The 21,202-nt window shown below is 57.3% G+C and carries 17 protein-coding genes; 6 read left to right on the top strand and 11 right to left on the bottom strand.

Translation table 11 applies throughout. From position 1 onward, the window contains the following. Positions 1-35: 35 nt before the first annotated feature. Positions 36-923, bottom strand: a complete 888-nt coding sequence (gene htpX, locus QMX84_RS05780) for a protease HtpX (RefSeq protein ID WP_048391298.1) — start codon at positions 921-923, stop codon at positions 36-38. 313 nt (positions 924-1,236) lie between these two features. Then, on the bottom strand, positions 1,237-2,448 hold the full coding sequence (locus QMX84_RS05775; RefSeq protein ID WP_048368739.1) for a pyridoxal phosphate-dependent aminotransferase: 1,212 nt from the start codon (positions 2,446-2,448) through the stop codon (positions 1,237-1,239). 212 nt (positions 2,449-2,660) lie between these two features. Here QMX84_RS05775 and msrB point away from each other — a divergent pair, with 212 nt between their 5' ends. Both msrB and QMX84_RS05765 read left to right on the top strand, forming a co-directional pair. Continuing rightward, positions 2,661-3,056 carry a peptide-methionine (R)-S-oxide reductase MsrB gene (gene msrB / locus QMX84_RS05770; protein ID WP_282363385.1) on the top strand — a complete coding sequence of 132 codons (396 nt, stop codon included), beginning with the start codon at positions 2,661-2,663 and terminating at the stop codon, positions 3,054-3,056. 23 nt (positions 3,057-3,079) lie between these two features. Further along, positions 3,080-3,562, top strand: a complete 483-nt coding sequence (locus tag QMX84_RS05765; protein ID WP_282363384.1) for a glutathione peroxidase — start codon at positions 3,080-3,082, stop codon at positions 3,560-3,562. Between the two features lie 63 nt (positions 3,563-3,625). Here QMX84_RS05765 and QMX84_RS05760 read toward each other — a convergent pair whose 3' ends face one another. Continuing rightward, complete coding sequence (locus QMX84_RS05760; protein WP_282363383.1) at positions 3,626-5,944, bottom strand: response regulator; 2,319 nt, start codon at positions 5,942-5,944, stop codon at positions 3,626-3,628. Between the two features lie 176 nt (positions 5,945-6,120). Between QMX84_RS05760 and QMX84_RS05755 the strand changes: the two genes are divergently transcribed. After that, positions 6,121-7,014, top strand: a complete 894-nt coding sequence (locus tag QMX84_RS05755; RefSeq protein WP_282363382.1) for an ATP-binding protein — start codon at positions 6,121-6,123, stop codon at positions 7,012-7,014. Then, positions 7,007-7,489, top strand: a complete 483-nt coding sequence (locus QMX84_RS05750; protein ID WP_048368734.1) for a GAF domain-containing protein — start codon at positions 7,007-7,009, stop codon at positions 7,487-7,489. Before QMX84_RS05755 ends, QMX84_RS05750 begins: the two co-directional genes overlap by 8 nt. Before the next feature lie 15 nt (positions 7,490-7,504). Here the strand turns inward: QMX84_RS05750 and QMX84_RS05745 are convergent, their stop codons facing one another. The 8 genes from QMX84_RS05745 to QMX84_RS05710 all read right to left on the bottom strand — a co-directional run bounded on the left by QMX84_RS05745 (position 7,505) and on the right by QMX84_RS05710 (position 19,616). Then, positions 7,505-10,456, bottom strand: a complete 2,952-nt coding sequence (locus tag QMX84_RS05745; RefSeq protein ID WP_282363381.1) for an HD domain-containing phosphohydrolase — start codon at positions 10,454-10,456, stop codon at positions 7,505-7,507. Positions 10,457-10,552: 96 nt separating this feature from the next. Next, positions 10,553-14,176, bottom strand: coding sequence for a transporter substrate-binding domain-containing protein (locus tag QMX84_RS05740; protein ID WP_278939688.1), 3,624 nt, complete (start codon positions 14,174-14,176; stop codon positions 10,553-10,555). A gap of 8 nt (positions 14,177-14,184) precedes the next feature. Next, on the bottom strand, positions 14,185-14,811 hold the full coding sequence (locus tag QMX84_RS05735) for a response regulator transcription factor (protein WP_048368731.1): 627 nt from the start codon (positions 14,809-14,811) through the stop codon (positions 14,185-14,187). Positions 14,812-15,219: 408 nt separating this feature from the next. Then, on the bottom strand, positions 15,220-16,551 hold the full coding sequence (locus QMX84_RS05730; protein ID WP_282363379.1) for a deoxyguanosinetriphosphate triphosphohydrolase: 1,332 nt from the start codon (positions 16,549-16,551) through the stop codon (positions 15,220-15,222). A gap of 138 nt (positions 16,552-16,689) precedes the next feature. Beyond that, positions 16,690-17,031 carry a hypothetical protein gene (locus tag QMX84_RS05725; RefSeq protein WP_262126472.1) on the bottom strand — a complete coding sequence of 114 codons (342 nt, stop codon included), beginning with the start codon at positions 17,029-17,031 and terminating at the stop codon, positions 16,690-16,692. Further along, positions 17,028-17,405 (bottom strand): phage holin family protein, encoded by a 378-nt coding sequence (locus QMX84_RS05720; protein ID WP_048368729.1) that lies wholly within the window; start codon positions 17,403-17,405, stop codon positions 17,028-17,030. The genes QMX84_RS05725 and QMX84_RS05720 overlap by 4 nt, the downstream gene beginning before the upstream one ends. A 1-nt stretch (position 17,406) precedes the next feature. Further along, positions 17,407-17,721 (bottom strand): DUF883 family protein, encoded by a 315-nt coding sequence (locus tag QMX84_RS05715; protein WP_048368728.1) that lies wholly within the window; start codon positions 17,719-17,721, stop codon positions 17,407-17,409. A gap of 158 nt (positions 17,722-17,879) precedes the next feature. Beyond that, positions 17,880-19,616 carry a monovalent cation:proton antiporter-2 (CPA2) family protein gene (locus QMX84_RS05710; protein ID WP_282363378.1) on the bottom strand — a complete coding sequence of 579 codons (1,737 nt, stop codon included), beginning with the start codon at positions 19,614-19,616 and terminating at the stop codon, positions 17,880-17,882. A gap of 248 nt (positions 19,617-19,864) precedes the next feature. On the opposite strand from QMX84_RS05710, the gene QMX84_RS05705 reads away from it, so the two are divergent. Then, on the top strand, positions 19,865-20,104 hold the full coding sequence (locus QMX84_RS05705; RefSeq protein WP_282363377.1) for a glutaredoxin family protein: 240 nt from the start codon (positions 19,865-19,867) through the stop codon (positions 20,102-20,104). 56 nt (positions 20,105-20,160) lie between these two features. Then, positions 20,161-21,051: a pseudouridine synthase gene (locus QMX84_RS05700; RefSeq protein WP_262126468.1), complete on the top strand. Its 891-nt coding sequence runs from the start codon at positions 20,161-20,163 to the stop codon at positions 21,049-21,051. The last annotated feature ends 151 nt before the right edge of the window (positions 21,052-21,202 follow it).

Raw genomic sequence — 21,202 nt, 5'->3', positions numbered from 1 at the left:
GACCGAAGTCGCCCTTTTGAGTAAGCCCGTAGCGGTTAGCCGCGACGACGCAGTGCGTCGATACGTTCTTCCAGAGGCGGATGGCTCATGAACATCCGCGCCAGGCCTTGCTTCAAGCCGCCATTGATACCAAAGGCAGACAAGGTGTCCGGCATGTGCACCGGCAGGCCTTGCTCGGAGCGCAGGCGCTGCAGGGCGCTGATCATGGCGCCAGTCCCGGCCAGGTGAGCACCGGCTTCGTCAGCCCGGAACTCGCGTCGGCGCGAGAACCACATCACGATGGCGCTGGCCAGGAAGCCCAGTACCAGCTCCGCGAAAATGGTCGCGACATAGTAGGCAATGCCACGGCCTTCATCGTTCTTGAAGATCACTTTATCGACGAAATTGCCGATGATGCGGGCAAAGAACATCACAAAGGTGTTCACCACGCCTTGCACCAAGGCCAGGGTCACCATGTCGCCATTGGCGACGTGGCCGATTTCGTGAGCCAGTACGGCTTTCACTTCATCGGGCGAAAAACGCTCAAGCAAGCCCTGGCTAACCGCAACCAGAGCATCATTTTTATTCCAGCCGGTGGCAAACGCGTTGGCCTCGTAAGCCGGGAAAATCCCCACTTCAGGCATTTTGATCCCGGCTTCGCGGGACAGTTGTTCAACGGTTTGCATCAGCCATTGTTCGTGGCGTGTACGAGGTTGAGTGATCACCTGGGTGCTGGTGCTCATTTTCGCCATCCATTTGGAAATGAACAGCGAGAACAAAGACCCTGCAAAACCAAAGACCGCACAGAACACCAACAGCTGATTGAGGTTCAGATCAACCCCGTTGGCCGCCATGAACCCGTTAAAGCCGAACAGGCTCAGGGTGATGCTGGCAATCAGCACGACCGCCAGGTTAGTGGCCAAAAACAGCAGAATGCGCATCATGGTTGTAAGAATCTCCTCGTCTTAAGGGTGTTGCCGCATGCGGGTATATAAGGTGCTGCCTCAGGCTATTCAACCAAGTGACTATTTCAAACTGTGTCCTACAGGTCGAATTGAGCGCGGCGCCAGATATTTCCTAATATGAATGGACCCTTTATTCAGGTAAAAGTCAGGCTCAAAGCCAATAAATTAAAGGCCTTGCCAGGTTTTAGGTTTTTCGGGTGTGCAGGAAAATTCGGGAAAGCTAACAAATGAAGATTCTTTCAGTGGACACATGCTGTGCGACTTTTCATTTGTCGCACAGCATGTTCGGAAATTACTGACGGTAGGTCTTCAGAAAGTTACCGATTCGACCGATGGCCATGTCCAGTTCGTCAACGCGTGGCAGGGTCACCACACGGAAGTGGTCCGGCCAAGGCCAGTTGAACGCGGTACCCTGGACCACCAGCAGTTTTTCCGAGAGCAGCAAGTCCAGAACGAATTTTTCGTCGTTGAGGATCGGGCAGACTTTCGGGTCAATGCGTGGGAAAGCATACAGCGCGCCCATGGGTTTTACGCAACTGACGCCAGGAATGTCGTTAAGCAGTTCCCAGGTGCGGTTGCGCTGCTCCAGCAGTCGCCCGTTGGGCAGCACCAGATCGTTGATGCTCTGGTAGCCGCCGAGTGCGGTCTGAATGGCGTGCTGGCTGGGCACGTTGGCACACAGGCGCATGTTGGCCAGCATGTCGATGCCTTCGATGTAGCTCTGGGCGTTTTGCTTGGGGCCGGAGATCGCGATCCAGCCAGAGCGGAAGCCTGCCACCCGGTACGATTTGGACAAACCGTTGAAGGTCAGGCAGAGCACGTCAGGTGCTAGCGAAGCGGTGCAAATGTGCACGGCGTCATCGTAGAGGATCTTGTCGTAGATCTCGTCCGAGAACACCACCAGGTTGTGTTGGCGTGCCAGTTCGAGCATGCCCAGCAACACTTCCTTGGAGTACACCGCGCCCGTCGGGTTGTTCGGGTTGATGATCACCATGGCTTTGGTGTTCGGGGTGATCTTGGCCTTGATGTCTTCAAGGTCTGGCCACCAGTTGGCTTGCTCGTCGCACAGGTAGTGCACCGGGTGGCCACCGGCCAGGGTCACGGCAGCGGTCCACAGCGGGTAGTCCGGCGCCGGCACCAGCACTTCATCGCCGTTGTTGAGCAGCGCTTGCAGCGACATCACGATCAGCTCGGACACGCCGTTGCCCAGGTAGATGTCTTCAATGCCGACACCTTCGACCTGCTTTTGCTGGTAGTACTGCATCACCGCCTTGCGCGCGCTGAACAGGCCTTTGGAGTCGCTGTAGCCCTGTGCGGTTGGCAGGTTGCGGATAACGTCCTGCAGGATTTCGTCCGGCGCTTCAAAACCAAAAGGTGCCGGGTTGCCGATATTCAGCTTGAGGATGCGTTGGCCTTCCTCTTCCAGACGTTTGGCGTGCTTGAGCACTGGGCCGCGAATGTCATAACAGACGTTGGCGAGCTTGTTTGATTTGCTGACCTGCATGGCGATGGGATCCCGAAAATGAACGATCCAGGCAAGGTGAGCACCTGTGCACTGGGAAATTCTGCGTTGGCGAACACCGCTTGGCCTCAAGAATCCGTTTGAATGCTTACAGAGCGGGTGCCAGACTGGCGCATAACGAGGCGCAATCATACGTGCCACCCGCCCCCTGGAAAAGCCACCGGTCGGGGTTTTTCAGTTGCAGAGGTAGAACCATGGAAAAGTTGAACAAAACCCTGGACGAATGGAAGGCCATGCTCGATCCGGAGCAGTACAACGTGTGCCGGCTTAAAGGCACCGAGCGGCCGTTTTCGGGTAAATACAACGGCACCAAAACCGATGGCATTTATCACTGTATTTGCTGCAATGAACCGTTGTTTGATTCGCGCGCCAAATTTGAATCGGGCTGCGGCTGGCCCAGCTTCTATGAGCCTATTGGTGCAAGCGCGATGGTAGAAATCCGCGACGTGAGCCACGGCATGATCCGCACCGAAGTGGTGTGCGCCAAATGTGATGCACATTTGGGCCACGTATTCCCCGATGGTCCGCCGCCGACCGGGCTACGCTACTGCATCAACTCGGTCTGCCTGGACTTGGTTCCGCGTGCTTAACGCTCATTCCTTGAGGTGCCGTCATGACTGATACATTGCTCACAATTCCTTGTACCACCCTAAGCGGCGAGCAAAAGACCCTGGCGGACTACTCGGGCAAGGCCGTGCTGGTGGTCAACACCGCCAGTAAATGCGGCTTCACCCCGCAGTACAAAGGGCTAGAAGCGTTGTGGCAGCAATACAAGGATCAGGGCCTGGTGATTCTTGGCTTCCCGTGCAACCAGTTCGGCCAGCAGGAGCCGGGGGATGAAGCGGAGATTTCAGAGTTCTGCGAATTGAATTTTGGTGTGACCTTCCCGTTGTTCAAAAAAGTCGAGGTCAATGGCAGCAACGCGCACCCGTTGTTCGTCGAGCTGAAAAAGCGGGCACCGGGGGTATTGGGTTCGGAAGCGATCAAATGGAACTTCACCAAGTTTTTGATCGGCCCGGACGGCAAAGTCGAACGCTACGCCCCGGCCACCAAGCCCAACGCCCTCAAGGCCGATATTGAGAAACTCCTGAAATAACCTCTGGAGCGAGCTTGTCTCGCGATCTTTTAAAGATCAACAGATCGCGAGGCAAGCTTGCTCCTACAGATCTTTCACGGGCACCCAGCTTTCCAGCAGCGCCGCGAGTTCTTCGCGGCGAAACGGTTTTGCCAGGTAGTCGTTCATTCCTGCCGCACGGCAGCGTTCGCGCTCTTCGGGCATGGCATTGGCGGTCAGGGCCACAATCGGCAGGTCTGGCCAGCGGCCGCTCTGGCGAATCCTTCGGCTGGTCTCGTAGCCATCCATCACTGGCATGTTGCAGTCCATTAGCACCAGGTCAAAGTGGCTGTGCTCCAGTTGCCCCAAGGCTTCGCCACCATGGGCGGCAATCACCACCTCGCATCCCAGTTTGCTTAGCATGCCCTTGGCCACCAATTGGTTGACCGGGTTGTCCTCGACCAGAAGTATCCGCGCGCGGTGCAGCACCGGGTCGCTGCTGACCGGGAGGCTGGGGCTTTCGTCACCTGCTTTTTGCAACAAATGCTGCACCGACTGGTACAGCGCCAGGCGCGACAGGGGGCGGGCCTTTTGTTGCAGCGGGGCGAGGGCGTTGACTTGGTCGCCGGGCATAAAGTTGCCATAGGCGGTGACCAGCAAAATAGGCGCGCTGATGGCCGGGCGCAGTTCGGACAAGCATTCCGAGCAATCGGTGATCAGCAACTCTGTGTCGACGCCCTCCAGGGATTGCCCCAGTGAGTAGCGTTCATACTCCAGCCCCCACAGCGGCAGGTAGTTGCTGAGCAGTTCGCTGAGGCCGCTGCTTGAAGCGCTCACTGCAATGACCCGCCCGTTAAGCGGTTTGAAGGGGATTGCCGGGGTGTGGCAGGGCAAGGGCAGTTCGGCGCAGAACTGGCTGCCAAAGCCGATCTCGGAACTGATGGTCAGCCGCCCCTGCATGGCTTCGCACAGGCTGCGGGTCAGGGCCAGCCCCAGGCCGGTACCGCCAAACTGGCGTGTGATGCCGGCTCCCGCCTGGGTGAACGGGCGAAAAATACGCGCTTGGGCTTCTTGGGCGATACCGATACCGGTGTCGCATACCTCGATATGCACCAGGTCGTCGTGCCGGCTCAAGCGCACGTCGACACGACCAAAGCGGGTGAATTTGAGCGCGTTGGAGAGCAAATTGCTGACAATTTGCCGCACGCGGGTCGGGTCACCCATGACCAGCACCGGGAAGGCCGGGTCGATCAGGCACGTCAGTTCTACGCTGGGCGCCGCGTTCTGCGAGAGCAGCTTGGCGGTGTCTTCAATCAGCGTGCTGAGGTCGAATGCAATGTGTTCCAGCTCTAATTGGCCGGCGTCGAATTTGGACAGGTCAAGGATGTCATTGAGCAGTTCGACCAGCACTTTGCCCGAGTCGTGGGCAATCGACAGTTGCTGATGCTGCTCGGCGTTCAGCGGTCCGTCCAGGCTCAGGGCGAGCATGCCCAGCAGGCCGTTCAAGGGGGTGCGAATTTCGTGGCTCATATTAGCCAGAAACGCAGCCCGGGCCTGGGCCATTTCAAGGGCGGTGCTGCGGGCGGCTTCCAGCTCTTCGTTGGAGTGGCTCAGGCGGATATTGCTGGCCTCCAGCTCCTGGGTGCGCGCCGAGACGATGTTCTCCAGTTGCGCGAGGTATTCGGTGAGGCGGTTTTCGGCCGCGCGGCGCTGCTCTATTTCACGGGTGACGGCATCAAACTGCTGATTGGTCGCATCGACCAATACCCCGATCTCGTCATCTTTATGGCCCGGCGGGCATTGCACGCGCGAGGGGTTCGGGTGGCCCGGCTTGGTGTTGCTCAGTTCACCAATGACGCGCACCAGCGGGCGGGTCAGCATGACGTAAAAAAGACCGAGCAGAATAAAGGTCAGTAGAAAGCTGCGGGCAAAACCGCTGAGCAAGGTGACTTCGGCACGTTGCAAAAAGCGCGCACCAAAGGGGTAGGTGTCCACCTCAAGGTGCAACTCACCCACGCTTTGTTCGGGTAAATGATTGAAATACAGCCGGTCGTCGAAGTTTCGGGTGTCACCAAACAAAAAATCGCTCAGGGCACGATAACGCCCGCCCTCAGGCGAGTCACGAACCTGCGCGAGGGTATTTTTGTCGTTATCACTGATCTGCACGCCGGTGATGGCTGGCGAGCGCAGCAGCCCCATGGCCAGCTCTTGGGCGAGTTCTGTGTCCAGGTTGTAGGCAATGCGCGACGCCGGATTGTGACTGATGTCCAGCAGGGATTGGATTTCCCGGTTGATGGCAGCGTTTTCACTGGCATAATCGATACCGATTTGCACCAGGCTCAGCATCGTCCCCAGAGCAAACCCGACCAGCACTGTCAGCCTTGCTTGCTTGAAAGACAGACGATGGGTGAATTTTATGTCCATTGGGTGCTGCACCTGTTCCCATTCCCTTACCGGTCGCAAGAATAGTCGAAGTGTGGGGTAACTTGTTGGTGGGCGTGCGGTTTTTTCAATTACCCGAATCGTCCTACACGTCGAATGAACGTTCAGCGTCTGGCGTATCAATGCGCAATCACTGTGCAGCTGTTTGTGGAGATGAAATGGATCCTAAACTGAGTGCTTTTCTGGAGCGCGCCGAAGCCGTTCTGGCCCGGCTTGAGCCTTTGTTGCCAGCGACTCGCCAGGCGATTGAATGGGATAGCTGCCTGGCTGCACGCTGGCAGCGTGATGGCCGTACGGGGTATTTACTGCCGTTGGACGTCAGCCTGGAAATGCGCCTGACTGACTTGATCGGCGTCGACAAGCAACTCGATCAACTGGGGCGCAACACCAAACAGTTTCTTGATGGTTTACCGGCTAACCACGCCTTGCTGTGGGGCTCACGCGGGACCGGCAAGTCGTCATTGATTCGCGCCTTGCTCGCTGAATATGCGGGCGCAGGGTTGCGGCTGATTGAAATCGAGCGTGATCACCTGGCGGACCTGCCGCGAGTGGTCGAGCGGTTACAAGGGTTGCCCCAGCGTTTTGTGCTGTTTTGCGATGACTTGTCTTTTGAGTCGGGCGAGAGCGATTACCGGGTGCTGAAAAGCGTGCTTGATGGCTCGCTGGAACAGGCACCGGACAACGTTCTGCTGTACGCCACGTCGAACCGTCGGCACCTGGTGCCCGAAAAAGAGAGCGACAACGAGAACTGGAAGAACGTCGACGGTGAACTTCACCCCAATGAAGCCGTGGAAGACAAGATTGCCCTGTCTGACCGTTTCGGGCTCTGGCTGTCGTTTTATCCGTTTACTCAAGAACATTACCTGAGCGTGGTTGAACACTGGATCAACGTGCTGGCCAGCAAGGCCGGGCTGCAGTGGCAACGCGATCAGGCGCTGGATATTTTGGCCGTGCGCTGGGCAACCGGGCGCGGCAATCGTAATGGCCGCTGTGCTTATCAGTTCGCGCGCTACTGGGTTGGTTTGAAATTGTTGGAGCAGACGAATGATTGATTTAAACGCCACCGGCGAGGGCCTGGACGGCTACGCACTGCTAAAGGCTCAACTGGAGTCTTTGCTGGCCGATGAGCGGGACTTTATTGCCAACGCCTCACAGTTTTCCGCGTTTTTGTTTAACCAGCTTGAAGACTTGAACTGGGCCGGGTTTTACCTCAACCGCAACGAAGAACTGGTACTCGGGCCGTTCCAAGGGCAGATCGCCTGCGTCCGTATTCCGTTTGGCCGTGGTGTGTGTGGCACCGCCGCGGCCACCCGGCTGACCCAGCGCGTTGAAGATGTGCACGCATTCGCCGGGCATATCGCATGTGACAGCGCTTCGAACAGCGAATTGGTCGTGCCGTTGATCAAGGACGGCCGCCTGATCGGTGTGCTGGACCTGGACAGCCCGAGCATTGGCCGCTTCACCGAGCAGGATCAACAGGGCATTGAAGCGCTGGCGGCGATTTTCTTGCGTTTGAGCGACTGCTGATCAACGCAGCATCCGTCAGCTGACGCCCGCCTTGAGCAGCAGTTCGTCGACATTGACCGGGTCGATTTGCTGCGGCTCAAGGTAGCGGCGGGCGTACTGCATAAACACTTGCTCGCGCATAAAGAGCTCAAACAAGGGCGGATCTATGTGCCCGTCCAGGCACATGCCCGCCATGATCTTCAATGCCTCACTCAAGGTTTTGCCCCGTTTGTAAGGCCGGTCCGAGGCTGTCAGGGCCTCGAAAATATCGGCAATCGCCATCATCCGTGCCGCCAGGCTCATCTCATCCCGGTTCAAGCGTTTGGGGTAACCCTTGCCATCCATCCGTTCATGGTGCCCACCGGCAATCTCGGCAATGTTGCCCAGATAGCTGGGGAAGGGCAGGCGGCTGAGCATGAGGATGGTTTGCACAATGTGATTGTTAATGATGTAGCGCTCTTCAGCGGTTAACGTGCCCCGGGTGATGCTCAGGTTATAGAGCTCGCCGCGATTGAACTTGTATTGCGGCACCTCCAGCTTGAAGCCCCACGGGTTGTCGCTGGCAATCAGTTCTGACTCATTGCGGGTGAACATATGCTCAGGCTTGTCGGCCAGCAGCCTTTCGGTCACCGGCAAGCTCTGCTCTTCGCGGGTCGCCTGGCGCTTGTTTTCTTCCCATGACACGCCCAGCCGGTCATCCAGAGTGCGGGTCCAGGTTTGCCGGGCAATGCTGTCCAAACGCTGCAAATCGGCCTCGGCCATGGCTTCACCGCCGACATTGCTGCGGGCGACAAAGGCAAAATCATCATCCAGCTCGGCCAGGCGGGCGTCACGCTGTTGTGCTAACGGCGGCTCGTCACCGCCGTTGGCCAGTGCTTGCCAGTAGTTGATCCACGCGTCGCGCTTGAGCACCTCAAATCGGGTACGAATTTCGTGTATGCGGTCGTACAGGGTTTCAAGTTTGGTGGCTTTGTCGACCACGTATTCTGGGGTCGTGACTTTGCCGCAATCGTGCAGCCAGGCGGCAATGTGCAGGGCTTCCCACTCTTCATCGGTAGGGTTGTAGTGGGCAAACTGCGGGCTTTGGTCCTGTTCAGCGGCCTTGGCCAACATAAAGGTCAATTCCGGAACCCGCTGGCAATGGCCGCCGGTGTACGGGCTCTTGGCGTCAATCGCCCCCGCCACCAGTTGAATAAAGGCATTGAGCAACTGCTTTTGGCGCTCTTGCAGGCGCTGGCTCTCAATTGACACCGCCGCTGCCCCGGACACCGCTTTGATAAAGGCAATGCGTTCTGCGCTGAGCGGCTCCTGTTCGGCATGGGGGTCGCTGTTGTTGAGGATCAAGGCCAGTACGCCCACGGTTTCGCGGTGACGGTTATGCAGCCGAATACCGATCACATGGATGTTTTGGCTGTCGAGCTCGTGCATCACCGGTGCCAGTTCCCCCGCGTGTTCGAGGTCCAGGGTGCACACCACGCTATCCTGACCTTGGCTCAGGGTGCGCAGCCATTGCGGGGCTTGATCGCTTTGCGGGTTGATCACGCCATGGGCCAGGGTACCGAGATCGTACGGTTGGTCATTAATGATCAGGCCTTTAAGTTCCAGGTCGGCACTGTCATTTTCAGTCAGGTAGATCAAGCCTGCCTGAGCCTGGCCAATCTTGATCATCTCAACCATCACCGACTGCAGGAGTGGCTCAAAACGGGTGTGCGCCGAGAGGCTGGCGGTGATCTCAAAGAAACTGGCGAGGGTTTCTTTCATGCGCCGCATCGACACGGCTAGTTGATGGATCTCCAGCACGGGGGACTGCTGCTGCAGCGGGTAATTGAAATCGAAGCTGCGAATCGCGTTGGCTTCCTGCACCAGACCTTTCAGCGGTTTGACCAACAAGCGCGAAGTCATCCAGCCCAATGGCAAGCACAGCAGCAACATTGCCAACGCCACCAGCGTGCCTTGCCAGCGCAGCCGATAAGCGTCGGCCAGCAACTCGTCCTCCGGCACCATGAGCGCTAATTGCAACCCGTTGGAGCCGCCATCCTGCACCTTGGCCAACGACACGATCCATTGGCGATGGCCGTCATCAAGGTGGTGGCTGGCGTCTACGCCCTGGTTGATCAAGCGCTCCAGGGCCGGATTGAGTGACGTGACTTTGGCCAATTGCGTGGGGCTTTCTTCGCTTAACAGCTTGGCGGCGTCCGGGTACGCCACCGCCTGACCGCTCTCATCGAACAGGACGATTTGCGTGTTGGGGGTGATCAAGTGTTTGGCGAGGGTACTGGACAGCTCAGACAGCGTCAGGTCGGCGGCGATCACCGTCTTGGCCGAACTGCGCTTGGACAGAGTGGTACCGATTTCGCCGGTCGAGAAAAACAAGTACGGGCTGGTAGTGGATTGATCAATACTGGCGTGGCTTGGGATATACCAACTGCGCTTGCGCGGGTCGTAGCTGTCATTAATGGCGGTGCGCTGTGCCAGCAACGTCAACGACTCGTCATAAAAAAGCTTGGTGGATTCGGTGCCCTGGGTTTTGCCCGAGCGTTGCACGGACCACACCTCATAAGTGGCCTGTGCGGGGGCTTTTTGCCGATTTTTGATCGCCTCTGTGCGCAAAGGGCGGACCTGGAAAAAATTGCCCTGATTGTCGCCCATGTACAACGCTGACAACGCCGGGTTGTCATCCAGTGCCTGGACGAAGGTGGGGAGCAGTTCCATTCGCGCGTCGAATTGATCGGTCTGCACCGCCGGGTTGCGCGCCAGCAAGTTCAAGGTGTTGCGCAGCGGCTGATAGGTGTTCAGCAGATCCAGCTGCACGTCTTGCTCGATCTGGTCGAACAGCTTCTGGCTGCTGTCGAGGATGATGCGGGTATTTTGCAGGTAATTGAAAACACCCAGTGCGACGCCCATCAGGAGCAGCAGTAAGGTGAACACCACGCTGATATGAATATGCAGCGGAAACTGCCGCTGATGGGCGGGCACGGTAAAAGGCATGACATGTCTCCGCAGGCATCAGGGCGCTGATGCCTGTAAGCATAGTAAGCCGTGGCCAATCTGCCTGTGGATTGGCCGTTTTGTGCAAACAAATAGTCAGGTGGCTGCGGCGCGCTGGGCCAGCTCGCGCAGCAATGTCAGCTCAAGCGTCCTCATGGCGTGTTGTACGCCCAGACTGCAATCCTGGAGAGTGGCCTGGCTGGCGTGTTCGAGACGTTCACACTGGTTGATCAGTTGCACGGCTCCGACGATACGTGCTGCGCCTTTGATCCGGTGCGCAATGGCGGCAAACGGTTCCAGACCGTCCTCAACAGTCAGTTTTCTCAGGGTGCTGAGGTCCTGCTGGTTGGTGCGCAACAGCTCTTCGAGCAGCAGCTTTATTCGCTTGTCATCCTGGCCGGACAGCGCGTAGAGATTATCAATGTTGAAGACGTCCGTTGCGCAGGTCAGTGGCTCAAGGGCGGTTAATCGCTGGCTCAGCAAGGTCAGGCTGATGGGTTTGAACAGGCAGTCATTCATGCCCGCTTCAAGGCAGCGCTGGCGCTCTTCGGGTTGCGCGTTGGCGGTAAAGCCCAGGATGGTGCAAGGCACGTGCTGTGCGGCGTGTTCGTGGCGGCGAATAGCACGTGTGAGGTCGTAGCCGTTCATGACGGGCATGTTGCAGTCGGCAATCACCAGGTCGAAAGCGCCGCCTGTCCACAGTTCCAGCCCGGCTGCGCCATTATGCGCCGTGGTGAACTGGTGCCCCAGGTAACTCAATTGCTGGCACATCAGTAAGCGATTGGCCGGATGGTCATCCACCACCAGCACATTCAATTGCCGAACGGCGGGTGCAATGGCCGGTTCTTGCGCCTCGGTTTTGGCGCACGGTGCGAGGGTCTTGACGTTGAGTTTGATGTGGATCTGCGTACCGATGTCGGGCTGGCTGTTCAAGTTCAAAGTGCCGCCCATCATCTGGCACAGGCTGCGGCAAATCACCAGGCCCAGCCCCGCACCGCTGAGCGCCAATTGGCCGCAGTTTTCTGCCTGGGCAAAGGGTTCAAACAAGCGGGCCTGATCGAAGGTGCTGATGCCAATCCCGGTATCGATGACGTTTAACTGCAACTCCACCTCGTCAGCAATGCCGGTCGCCAGCATCTTCAGTTCAAGCGTGACCTGGCCGCGCTCGGTGAACTTGATCGCATTGCTGACCAGGTTGGTCATGATTTGCTTGAAGCGCAGGGGGTCGAGCAGCACATCGGGGGCATTGTCTTCGGGGGCGAAGATCAGCACCAGGCTGAGGTTCTTTTGCCGGGCCAGGCCATCAAACACCCTGACCACCGAGTTGGCCAGCTCGCGCAGGTTCACCCGCTCCGTGCTCAGGTTGAGTCGCCCTGACTCGATGCGGGCGATGTCGAGGATGTCGCCGATCAACTCCAGCAAGTCTTTGGCCGAGTTGTAGGCGACCTCAATGGAGGGGCGTTCCAGATAGCCCTGATCGGCGCGCTTCAAGGTGAGTTCAAGCATGCCGATGACGGCGTTCATCGGTGTGCGGATTTCATGACTCATGGTCGCCAGAAAGGTGCTTTTGGCGCGGTTGGCGTCATCTGCCTGTTCTTTGGCGGCGCGCAGTTCATCCATCAATTGGCGTCGGTCGCTGATATCAATCCAGCCACCGATAATGCCCTGGACTTCGCCCAAGGAGTCCCGATACGGCAGGATCCAGTGGTAAATGGTTTGCGTCTTGCCACCGATATGCAGCGGTCGGTCAACGATCATCGGCGTGCCTTCGCGCATTACGCGCTGGTAATCCGCCTCGTAGTCATGGGCTTCATGCTGATTGTTGAGCAGGCTTTGGGTCTGCATCACGTTTTTGCCGATCACGTCTTCGCGACGGGCCGAGAAGGCCTGCAAATAGCTGTCGTTGCAGGTTTGCAGAATACCGGCGCGGTCGCGCACATAAATGGGGTGCGGGGTGCCATTGACCAGCGCACTCATGAACTCAAACTGGTCGCTGAGCGCGCGCTCGGCTTTTTTTCGCTGATTGATCTGGCGGCGCATGTACGCATTCCAGACCAATGACAGCAACAGCAGCAGGCTGGTGCCAATAATGATCTGGTAAATCAGGCGATGGTAATTGCGCCAGTAACTGTCGGACGCCGGTACATAGCCGCGCCAGCGGCTGTTGATTACGCCCAACTCGTCGGGGCCAATGCTTAGCAGGGCTTTATTGAGTATGGAGCCGAGTTCGGTGGCATCCCGGGCTGTGGCGAGGGAGAACATGGCCGGTTGGGTGCCCAGGGTTGTGCTGATCTGCAAGCGGTCCTGGAACAGTTGCGAGGCGAGCAGGTAGTTGGCGATGACCAGCGTATTGACGGCGCCATCAGCTTTGCCTTCGGCCAGTAATTCAGTGGCCTGGTAGATGTCATCGGTCTCGACCAGGGTGATCTGCGGGTACTCGGCAACTAGGTAGTCGGTCAACGGGTTGCCGTGGGTCAATGCCAGACGCTTGCCGGCCAGTTGATCGAGGCTGGTGGGTTGCTCCGCACCTTTGCGGTTGAGCAACACAAATGAGTTTTCGAGATAGGGACGACTGAAGGCCAATGCGCTTTCTCGCGAAGCGGAGGGGCTGATGGCCGAAATGATGTCGGTATCGTGTTGCTGAACCATGTGCATCATGGTGCTGAGGCTGCGCTCGCGCTGGATTTCGAAGCGCAACCCGGTGCGCAGGCGCACCACTTCCAGGAGGTCAGCGGTAATGCCGCGGAAATTGCCGTCGGCATCAAAAAAAGTCAGGGGGGCCAAGGTTTCATTGACCGCCACTTTGACCACCGGGTGCTTGACCAGCCAACGCTCTTCGCGCTCAGTGAGTTGCAGTTTTTGATCGGTAAGCAGCAGGTCGCTGCCTGCGCTCCAGCGTTTGGCAATGCTTTCACGTTCGCTGTTGGGCACGGCCAGCAGGGTGGCGTTGATCATGTCGAGCAATTGCGGATTGTCGCGGCGTACGGCAAAGCTGAAGCCGTGGGCTTCATGCTTGCCAAAATTGGCCATTTTGATGTTCTTCAAATAGCCCTTGTTGATCATGTAATGGGTAGAGATGGTGTCACCCAAAAACACGTCGGCCTGATCGAACGCCACCGAGTTAATGGCGTTTTGCGTAGAGGGGTAAGACTGGATGATGGCGTTGGGGTAAAGCGCCTTGACCTCATCCAGTGGCAAATAGTGGTAGACCATGCTCAGCCGCAGGCCCGCCAGGCCGTCAGAGAGAGAGCGGGTCTCCCCCTCACGGGTGACCAGTACCGGCTGGTCGATGGCATAGGGGGCTGACAGCAGCAGGTTTTGATTGGCCGCTTCAAAACCATTCGACGTGCCCAGCACGTCGATGCTGCCGTCTTCCAGTGCCTGGATGGCTGCATCGCGAGACGCGAAGCGTTTGACTTTGATCGATACATTCAGTGCTTTAGCGAGGATGCCTGCGTAATCAGCGGTCAGGCCTTCGAAATCCTGACCGCTGACGGTCATGTCAAACGGTGGGTAATCGGGGGCGGAGGCCCCCAACTGTAATTCACGTTTTTCGTGTAACCAGTAACGCTGTTGTTTATCCAGCGGGACTTCCATGTGATAGGTGCCCGAGCGGCTGAGCAGGGGAAAGCTTTCGGGTTTGGGTAACTCGGCAAACACGGGTGCGCACAGGAGCAGTCCTGCGAGCAGATAAAGGTAATACGTTAACCGCATGGGCATCCTGTTTCTCACACTAGGGCGTTGCGTTTAGCCAATTCAATGAGGTCGACCAAAGAATTGGCTTTAAGTTTTTGCATGAGCCGTTTTTTATAAGTACTCACGGTTTTATTGCTAAGAAACATACCCGTGGCGATTTCCTTGTTTGTTTTGCCTTGGGCGAAGAGCTTGAGAACCATCAGTTCCCGGTCGTTGACTAATTTGAACAGCTCAAGCTCCGAAGAGTTGTGCCCTTCAATATTTTCAGGAGTCAATGCTTGACTTGGGAAGTAATTGTAGCCAGAGAATACAGCCTTAATTGCACTGACAAGTTCACTGAGTTCTTCTTGTTTACACACATATCCCGCTGCCCCCGATTGCATGCAGCGCATGGCAAACAACGCCGGTGACTGGGCCGTCAAGACCAGGGTTTTGAGGGTTGAGTTCATGGCGTTAAAGCGCGCCAGTACTTCCAGTCCGTCGAGTTTGGGGATGCTGATATCGAGAATGATCAGGTCAGGGACACATTCGCGAATCATTTGCATAGCATCTACGCCATTGTCGGTTTCACCGACTATTTCATAACCTTCATGTTCTAACAACATACGAATGGCCAAGCGGATTACTGGATGATCGTCGACAATAAAAATCGTGTTCATATTGAATTCCCATAAAGAGCTGCATAGAAAGCGCGCACCTTAGCTCAGATATATGGATTGAGACACGAAGCGATCAGCCTACAAACGTAGTATGGGAATATTCCTACATTAAATAAGGCGTGAACTCACGAATTGCTCGGGGAGTGGCGGCGGTTTAATATCGTGCTGAATCGTTTGATGGCTGTTTTGCCGTTAGTGTGTTTATAGAGTCTTATTAAAATTAGGACTATTCCTACATATACTTCTGTTTTTGTGTGGCGACTTTTTTGTCCGGATTTAAGTACTTGGTCACGTACATTTTTCTTGGTCTTGAACTACGTAGTGTTTAAAAAATAAAAACGGTTACAACGTGTGTGGTCATCACCTTGTGGTCGTTGCTTGTGCAGCGGCCACAAGGTGATGCCTTGCTCAGACAGGGCTCGAGCGGCCGGTCATCTCCTTGGCCATTTCGGTGGCATAGCTATCGGTCATGCCGGCAATAAAGTCGATGATGCGCATAAACGAGCGATGCAAGGGCCAGCTCGGGTCCGGGGCGTTGTGGCCGAGCAAATCGAGGATGCGACGGTTTTTGAACGATAAGGTTTTGTGCCCATGTTGTTCCAGTGCCGCGCCACAAAAAGCGTTTAACAAGATTTCCAGCGTGGTGTAAGCGCCGATTTCATGCAGGGTTTTGCGCTTGTCCTGGAAGATCTTTTTACGCGCCATGTTCTTGGCGTCCAGCACGCAGCGCTTGGCCGTGCCGTGCATGTGCTCTACCAGATCGCCGGGCAGCGTACCCGCGAGCAAGGCGTCCTGCTGTTCGACAAAGGCGCGGGCGGCGGCGTTGGTCAGGTGCTCAATGGCCTTGCCGCGCAAAATGGCCAGCTTGCGGCGTTCAGAGTCTTGCGGGCCGAGCTGGCGATAGGTCTCGGGCAAATCATCGCCCACCAGATTCAATAGCAGGGACTCGACCTCGGCGTATTGCAGCAGGTCCATCTCCAGGCCGTCTTCAAGGTCAATCAAGGCGTAGCAGATGTCGTCAGCGGCCTCCATCAGGTACACCAGCGGATGGCGCGCCCAGCGTTGCTCTTCGATTTGCGGCAGGCCCAACTTGTGAGCAATCCCTTCGAGCAAATGCAGCTCGCTTTGATAGCAACCGAACTTGTGCTTTTTGTACCCCAGAGAGTCGGCATGCCGGGCGGTCCACGGGTACTTGAGGAACGTACCGAGGGTGGCATGGGTTAGCCGTGTGCCACCGTCGAACTGATGGTATTCAAGCTGTGTCAGCACCCTGAACCCTTGGGCGTTACCTTCAAAGTTCAAGAAGTCATTGCGCTCGGCTTCGCTCATATCGTCCAGCCAGCCCTTGGCCGCAGCCTGCTGGAACCAATGGCGGATGGCATCTTCACCGGAGTGGCCGAAGGGCGGGTTGCCGATGTCGTGAGCCAGGCAGGCCGATTGCACCACCATGCCCAGGTCGGCGGGGTCGCACCATTCGGGCAGGGCGCTGCGAATGGTTTCGCCCACGCGCATGCCCAGCGAGCGGCCGACGCAACTGACCTCCAGCGAATGGGTAAGGCGGGTGTGAATGTGGTCGTTGCTGCTGACCGGGTGCACTTGGGTTTTGCGCCCAAGCCTGCGAAAGGCGCCGGAAAAAATAATCCGGTCGTGATCCTTGTGAAAGGGACTGCGCCCGAGCTCTTCGGCGCTGTAATGAGGTTTTCCGAGACGTTCGCGGTTAAGCAGGGTTTGCCAATCCAAGGCGCAGCGCTCCATCAAATGACTGATGCCGCAGCTTCTCGCTTCAGGCGGGTTGGTGCAAGGCTTGGCGCTTAAGTTAAGCCGCGAGCATGCCCGCGATCTTTTGATCATGAACACCAAAAGATCGCGAGCTGTGCGTCAGGGCTTGCGCGAAGAACCCTGAATCACCAGTTTGATCAACGGCAACAACCCGGTGGTCAGTCCGATTAAACGGGACACGCCACCGGCGCCTTTGCTTTTAGTGCCTTTGCCGGTCAAAAAACCCAGCAGAGTCACCACCGCCACACCCCACAGCGGGGCGTGCTTGATCCCCAGGTGTTCTTTCCAGTTGCTGGTGACACCGCGCATTTTGTGCAACGGCTCCAGCAATTGTTGCGACTCATGACGAATCTCCTGGCGGTGCATTTCCATGCGCAGGCGAATCAGCATTTTGCGCATGTCACGGCGCGAAGCGTTTTGCGGCATTTCAGGCAGGCTCATGGCAACAAACGCTCCCGGTCTTTGGCCAGCTCTTCGAGCGTGGCGTTGAAAGGAGAGGACTCATCAAACACGGCCGCTTTAAGGCGCAAACCACAGAACGCCGCTGCCAGGGTGTAAAAGACGCAGAGCCCGATAATGCCGGGCAGTCGATAACTGTCCCAGAGCACGATCAGCACCAGCGCCGACAGGCCGAGCAGCAATAACAACCCGAACACCAGTGCCAGCCCGGCGAACAGCAACAGGCTGACGGTCCGTGCCTTCTGTTCTTGCAGCTCGATGCCCAGCAACTCGACGTGGCTGTGCAGCAGACCCAGAAACGCGGCACCCAGGCGCCGCGGTGAGGAACGAGGGGAGCCGGATTCTTCGTTTGTCATATCAGCGCCGGGTGGCCAGCAGGCCAATCAAAAAGCCGACCCCGGCAGCAATGCCGACCGATTGCCACGGGTTGCTCTGTACATAGTCTTCGGCAGCCGTCACCGCAGCTTCACCGCGTTCGTGCAAGGACTCTTTGGTGTCCTCCAGCGATGCACGCGCCTTGTCCAGGCTCAACTTGATCTTGTCGCGCAGTTCATCGGCCTGATCACCGGCCAGCGCAGCGCTGTGTTCCAGCAGGCGTTCTGCGTCGTTGACCAGCGTCTGGAGATCGGCTTTGAGGATTTCTTGAGCATTCTTTGCTGTTATGCGGGCCATGATTAACTCCGTGTGTGGCTTCTTGATGGTTCGAGTGTAGGCATTCGCTGAAGGTTCACTACTTTTCTTCACATCAGATCAATGCGCTGACCTGCTGTTGCCCTGGAACACTCAGACTAGACGGCTTAACCCCGAGCGGAAGCAAACCTTACCTTAAATCATTCGTCGTCGCGGGGAAAACCCGGTGTGTCCAGTGGCTCGCTGCTCTCAAAACAACCTTCCAGCAAGTGATAGCGGTTATGCCGCACTTCATCGACGCGGTGGCGTACGGTTCTTTCGGGCAGCCCCAGCAATATCAGGGCGTGTGAGGCCAGCATCAAGCTGGATTCAAGCAATTCGGGCACCACTTCGGTGGCGCCAGCGGCTTTGAGCTCGGTAAGCCGGCTGTCGTCGCGGGTTCTGACCAGAATCGGCACTGCGATGGTGATGAGGCGGGCTTCTTTCAGCACGCTCATGGCGATTTCGGTGTTGTCCACGGCAATCACCAGCAAACGGGCACGATCAAGGCCCACCGCCCGCAACAAATCGCCACGCCGGGCATCACCGTAATGCACAGTGCTTTCGGTTTTGTTGGCTTTCTGGATCTGATCCGGGTCGTAGTCCAGGGCGATAAAGTCCTGATTTTCACGTTGCAGGAAGCGCCCGATGGACTGACCGACGCGGCCAAAGCCGCAGATCACCACATGCCCCTGCAACTCGGCACTTTGCTCGGTGATTTTTTCCAGCTCGGCTTCTTCGTTCGAGGTGTGGTGCAAGCTGGCGGCGATGCGAGGTGCGGCGCGCAGCAGCAGGGGGGTGAGCAACATCGAGCAGAACGTAGCGGCCAACAAGTAAGGGGCGTATTGCGACGGGATCAGCGCATTGAGCTGCATTTGCGCCATCAGCGCGAAACAGAACTCACCGCCTTGGGCCAATGCCAGGCCGCTGCGCCAGGCGGTCTCGCCGTCGCTGCCGCGCAGCTTGACCAGCGTCGCCACAACTGCGCCTTTGATGAGCATCAGCGCCAAGGTGAGGGCGACAATCAAAAAGCCGTGGTGCAGGAACAATTGCAGGTCGATGAGCATGCCGATGCTGACGAAAAACAGCCCCAGCAGAATGTCGCGAAAAGGCCGGATATCGGCTTCGATCTGGTGTCGGTAGTGGCTTTCACCCAGCAACATGCCCGCCAGGAACGCGCCGAGCGCCGGGGACAACCCCAGCAAGTGGGTCAACCAGGCCGTGACCAGCACGATCACCAGGGCCAGCAACACAAACAGTTCGGCAGAACGTGAGGCCGCCACTTCATGAAACAGGCGCGGCAGTACGAAGCGGCTGGTGATGAGTAGGCCGACAAACAGAATCACGGTCTTGCCCAAGGTGATCGGCAGCGCCCAATACCAGGCCTGTTCGCTGCTGCCGGCAAACACCGGTACCAGCGTCAGCAGCAATACGGCCACCACGTCCTGGAACAGCAACACGCCAATCGCGTTCTGGCCGTGGGGGCTGAAAATTTCCCCCAGGCTGGTCAGCTCTTTGCTGACGATGGCCGTGGAAGACAGGGCCAGGCCTGCGCCCAGCAAAAAGGCGCTGCTGGCTGACATGCCAAAGGCCAGCAGCAAGCCGCCCAGGACCACGGCGGTACAGATGACTTGCAGGCTGCCGAGGCCAAAGACCACGCGGCGCAGCTTGAGCATTTTGGGCAGCGAGAACTCCAGCCCCAGCGAGAACAGCAAAAACACCACCCCCAACTCGGCGAGGTCCGGCAGGTCCGGGCTGTTATTGACCCAGTTCAGCGCCGTTGGGCCGATGAACAGGCCAACGCACAAATAACCCAGCACCGGTGGCAGTTTCAGGCGTCGAAACAGGGCAATGACCACCAATGACGAGGCGAGGATGATTAACAAATTGGCAAACACTAAGCGCTTCCTTCACTCATTTTTCTAGCTGAGCACTCTGTAGCCGCTGATGCGCTACGAGGCTGCGATGGGCTGCGAAGCGGCCCTGTAAGGGCCACAAGAGCACGCCAGTACGTAGCGTAGTCGCAAGCAGCGGTGTAAAGCGATTGCTCTGATCAGCTTTGCTGCATAAGCGCTGTCGACAGGCGGGTCGACGTGCCCGGGCAAGGCTCCTAAACTGAATGCCCATCCCACACAGGTTAATGATCATGCTTCCCGAATGTCAGTTGCTCGGCACCGTGGGTTGCCATCTGTGCGAAGTGGCTGAAGACGTCGTGATGCCGTTGGTGCTGGATAACGGCTTGCTGGTTGAGCTAATTGATATCGCCGACAGTGAAGAATCTGTTGAGGCCTACGGCTTGCGCATCCCCGTATTGCGTCGGGTCGACACCGGCGCTGAACTGGACTGGCCGTTTGACACTGAGCAGGTTGCCCACTTTCTGCTGTAGCTTGTGGCGCACTGTGCGCGATAATCGCGGGCTGCTTTTCTTGCCCAGAGTTATTTATGTCGACCCAGCTTTTCAACGCCGCCGAGCATCAAGCCAGCACCTTGTACTTGCCACCGGGTCATTGGCAGACGGTACTCGACTGTTTGTGCGACCACTTTCGGGCAATCAGCCGTGAGCAATGGCAAGATCGAATCGCCCGTGGCCGGGTGCTGGACGCCCATGGCGTGCCGATCAGCCCGCAGTTGGCGTACAAAGAAGGCCTGCGCATTCATTACTTTCGTGAAGTGCCTAACGAAACGCCGATTCCGGTGCAAGAAACCATTTTGTATGCCGACGAGCATTTGGTGGTGGCAGACAAACCGCACTTTCTGCCCGTGACCCCGGCGGGCGAGTACGTCGAGCAAACCCTGCTGCGCCGTTTGATCCGCACGCTGGATAACCCCAATCTGGTGCCATTGCACCGGATCGACCGGCACACGGCGGGGTTGGTACTGTTCTCTGCGAACCCGACCAGCCGCTCGGCGTATCAGTCGTTATTCCCTACGCGCAACATTGAAAAACGCTACGAAGCCATTGCCCGGGCCTTGCCAGATCTGGCATTGCCGCGCGTGCACAAAAGCCGTCTGGTGGAGGGCGAACCATTTTTCCGCATGCAAGAAGGGCCTGGCGCCAGTAATACCGAAACCCGAGTCGAAGTGTGCGAGAAAAACGGCGATCTGTGGCGTTATGCGCTGTACCCGGTCACGGGCAAAAAACACCAGTTGCGCGTGCACATGGCAGCGCTGGGAGCGGGAATCTGCAACGATCCGTTTTATCCCGAGGTCATCAAGGACGCCGTGGATGACTATGCCAAGCCCCTGAAGCTGCTGGCGCAAGGCCTGCGTTTTGCCGACCCGCTGACCGGCGAGGAGCGTTTTTTCGAGAGCCGGATCCACCTTGACTGGTAATTGAGCGTCGCGAAAATCCTGACGAAACCGGGCAGTCAGATTGGGTCTCGAGGGTCTTGATGAGAGCCGAAAAACTAGCCAAAGTCGCTGAAAATGCCCGGATTGTCGGACAAAAACAAACATGAAAAACTCTTCATAAACTGCCTCCTCG

Origin of the sequence: Pseudomonas sp. PS01297 (genome assembly GCF_029959305.1) — a bacterium.
Lineage (GTDB): Bacteria > Pseudomonadota > Gammaproteobacteria > Pseudomonadales > Pseudomonadaceae > Aquipseudomonas > Aquipseudomonas helleri.
This window is presented reverse-complemented; position numbering and strand designations above follow the sequence as displayed.

Bases quoted from the DNA above. Each gene is read 5' to 3' on its own strand.
- QMX84_RS05735 (WP_048368731.1), bottom strand. From the start codon at position 14,811: ATGAACACGATTTTTATTGTCGACGATCATCCAGTAATCCGCTTGGCC.
- QMX84_RS05715 (WP_048368728.1), bottom strand. From the start codon at position 17,721: ATGGCCCGCATAACAGCAAAGAATGCTCAAGAAATCCTCAAAGCCGAT.
- QMX84_RS05750 (WP_048368734.1), top strand. From the start codon at position 7,007: ATGATTGATTTAAACGCCACCGGCGAGGGCCTGGACGGCTACGCACTG.
- QMX84_RS05705 (WP_282363377.1), top strand. From the start codon at position 19,865: ATGCTTCCCGAATGTCAGTTGCTCGGCACCGTGGGTTGCCATCTGTGC.
- QMX84_RS05740 (WP_278939688.1), bottom strand. From the start codon at position 14,176: ATGCCCATGCGGTTAACGTATTACCTTTATCTGCTCGCAGGACTGCTC.
- msrB (WP_282363385.1), top strand. From the start codon at position 2,661: ATGGAAAAGTTGAACAAAACCCTGGACGAATGGAAGGCCATGCTCGAT.
- htpX (WP_048391298.1), bottom strand. From the start codon at position 923: ATGATGCGCATTCTGCTGTTTTTGGCCACTAACCTGGCGGTCGTGCTG.
- QMX84_RS05725 (WP_262126472.1), bottom strand. From the start codon at position 17,031: ATGAGCCTGCCTGAAATGCCGCAAAACGCTTCGCGCCGTGACATGCGC.
- QMX84_RS05755 (WP_282363382.1), top strand. From the start codon at position 6,121: ATGGATCCTAAACTGAGTGCTTTTCTGGAGCGCGCCGAAGCCGTTCTG.
- QMX84_RS05720 (WP_048368729.1), bottom strand. From the start codon at position 17,405: ATGACAAACGAAGAATCCGGCTCCCCTCGTTCCTCACCGCGGCGCCTG.
- QMX84_RS05745 (WP_282363381.1), bottom strand. From the start codon at position 10,456: ATGCCTTTTACCGTGCCCGCCCATCAGCGGCAGTTTCCGCTGCATATT.
- QMX84_RS05760 (WP_282363383.1), bottom strand. From the start codon at position 5,944: ATGGACATAAAATTCACCCATCGTCTGTCTTTCAAGCAAGCAAGGCTG.
- QMX84_RS05765 (WP_282363384.1), top strand. From the start codon at position 3,080: ATGACTGATACATTGCTCACAATTCCTTGTACCACCCTAAGCGGCGAG.
- QMX84_RS05775 (WP_048368739.1), bottom strand. From the start codon at position 2,448: ATGCAGGTCAGCAAATCAAACAAGCTCGCCAACGTCTGTTATGACATT.
- QMX84_RS05700 (WP_262126468.1), top strand. From the start codon at position 20,161: ATGTCGACCCAGCTTTTCAACGCCGCCGAGCATCAAGCCAGCACCTTG.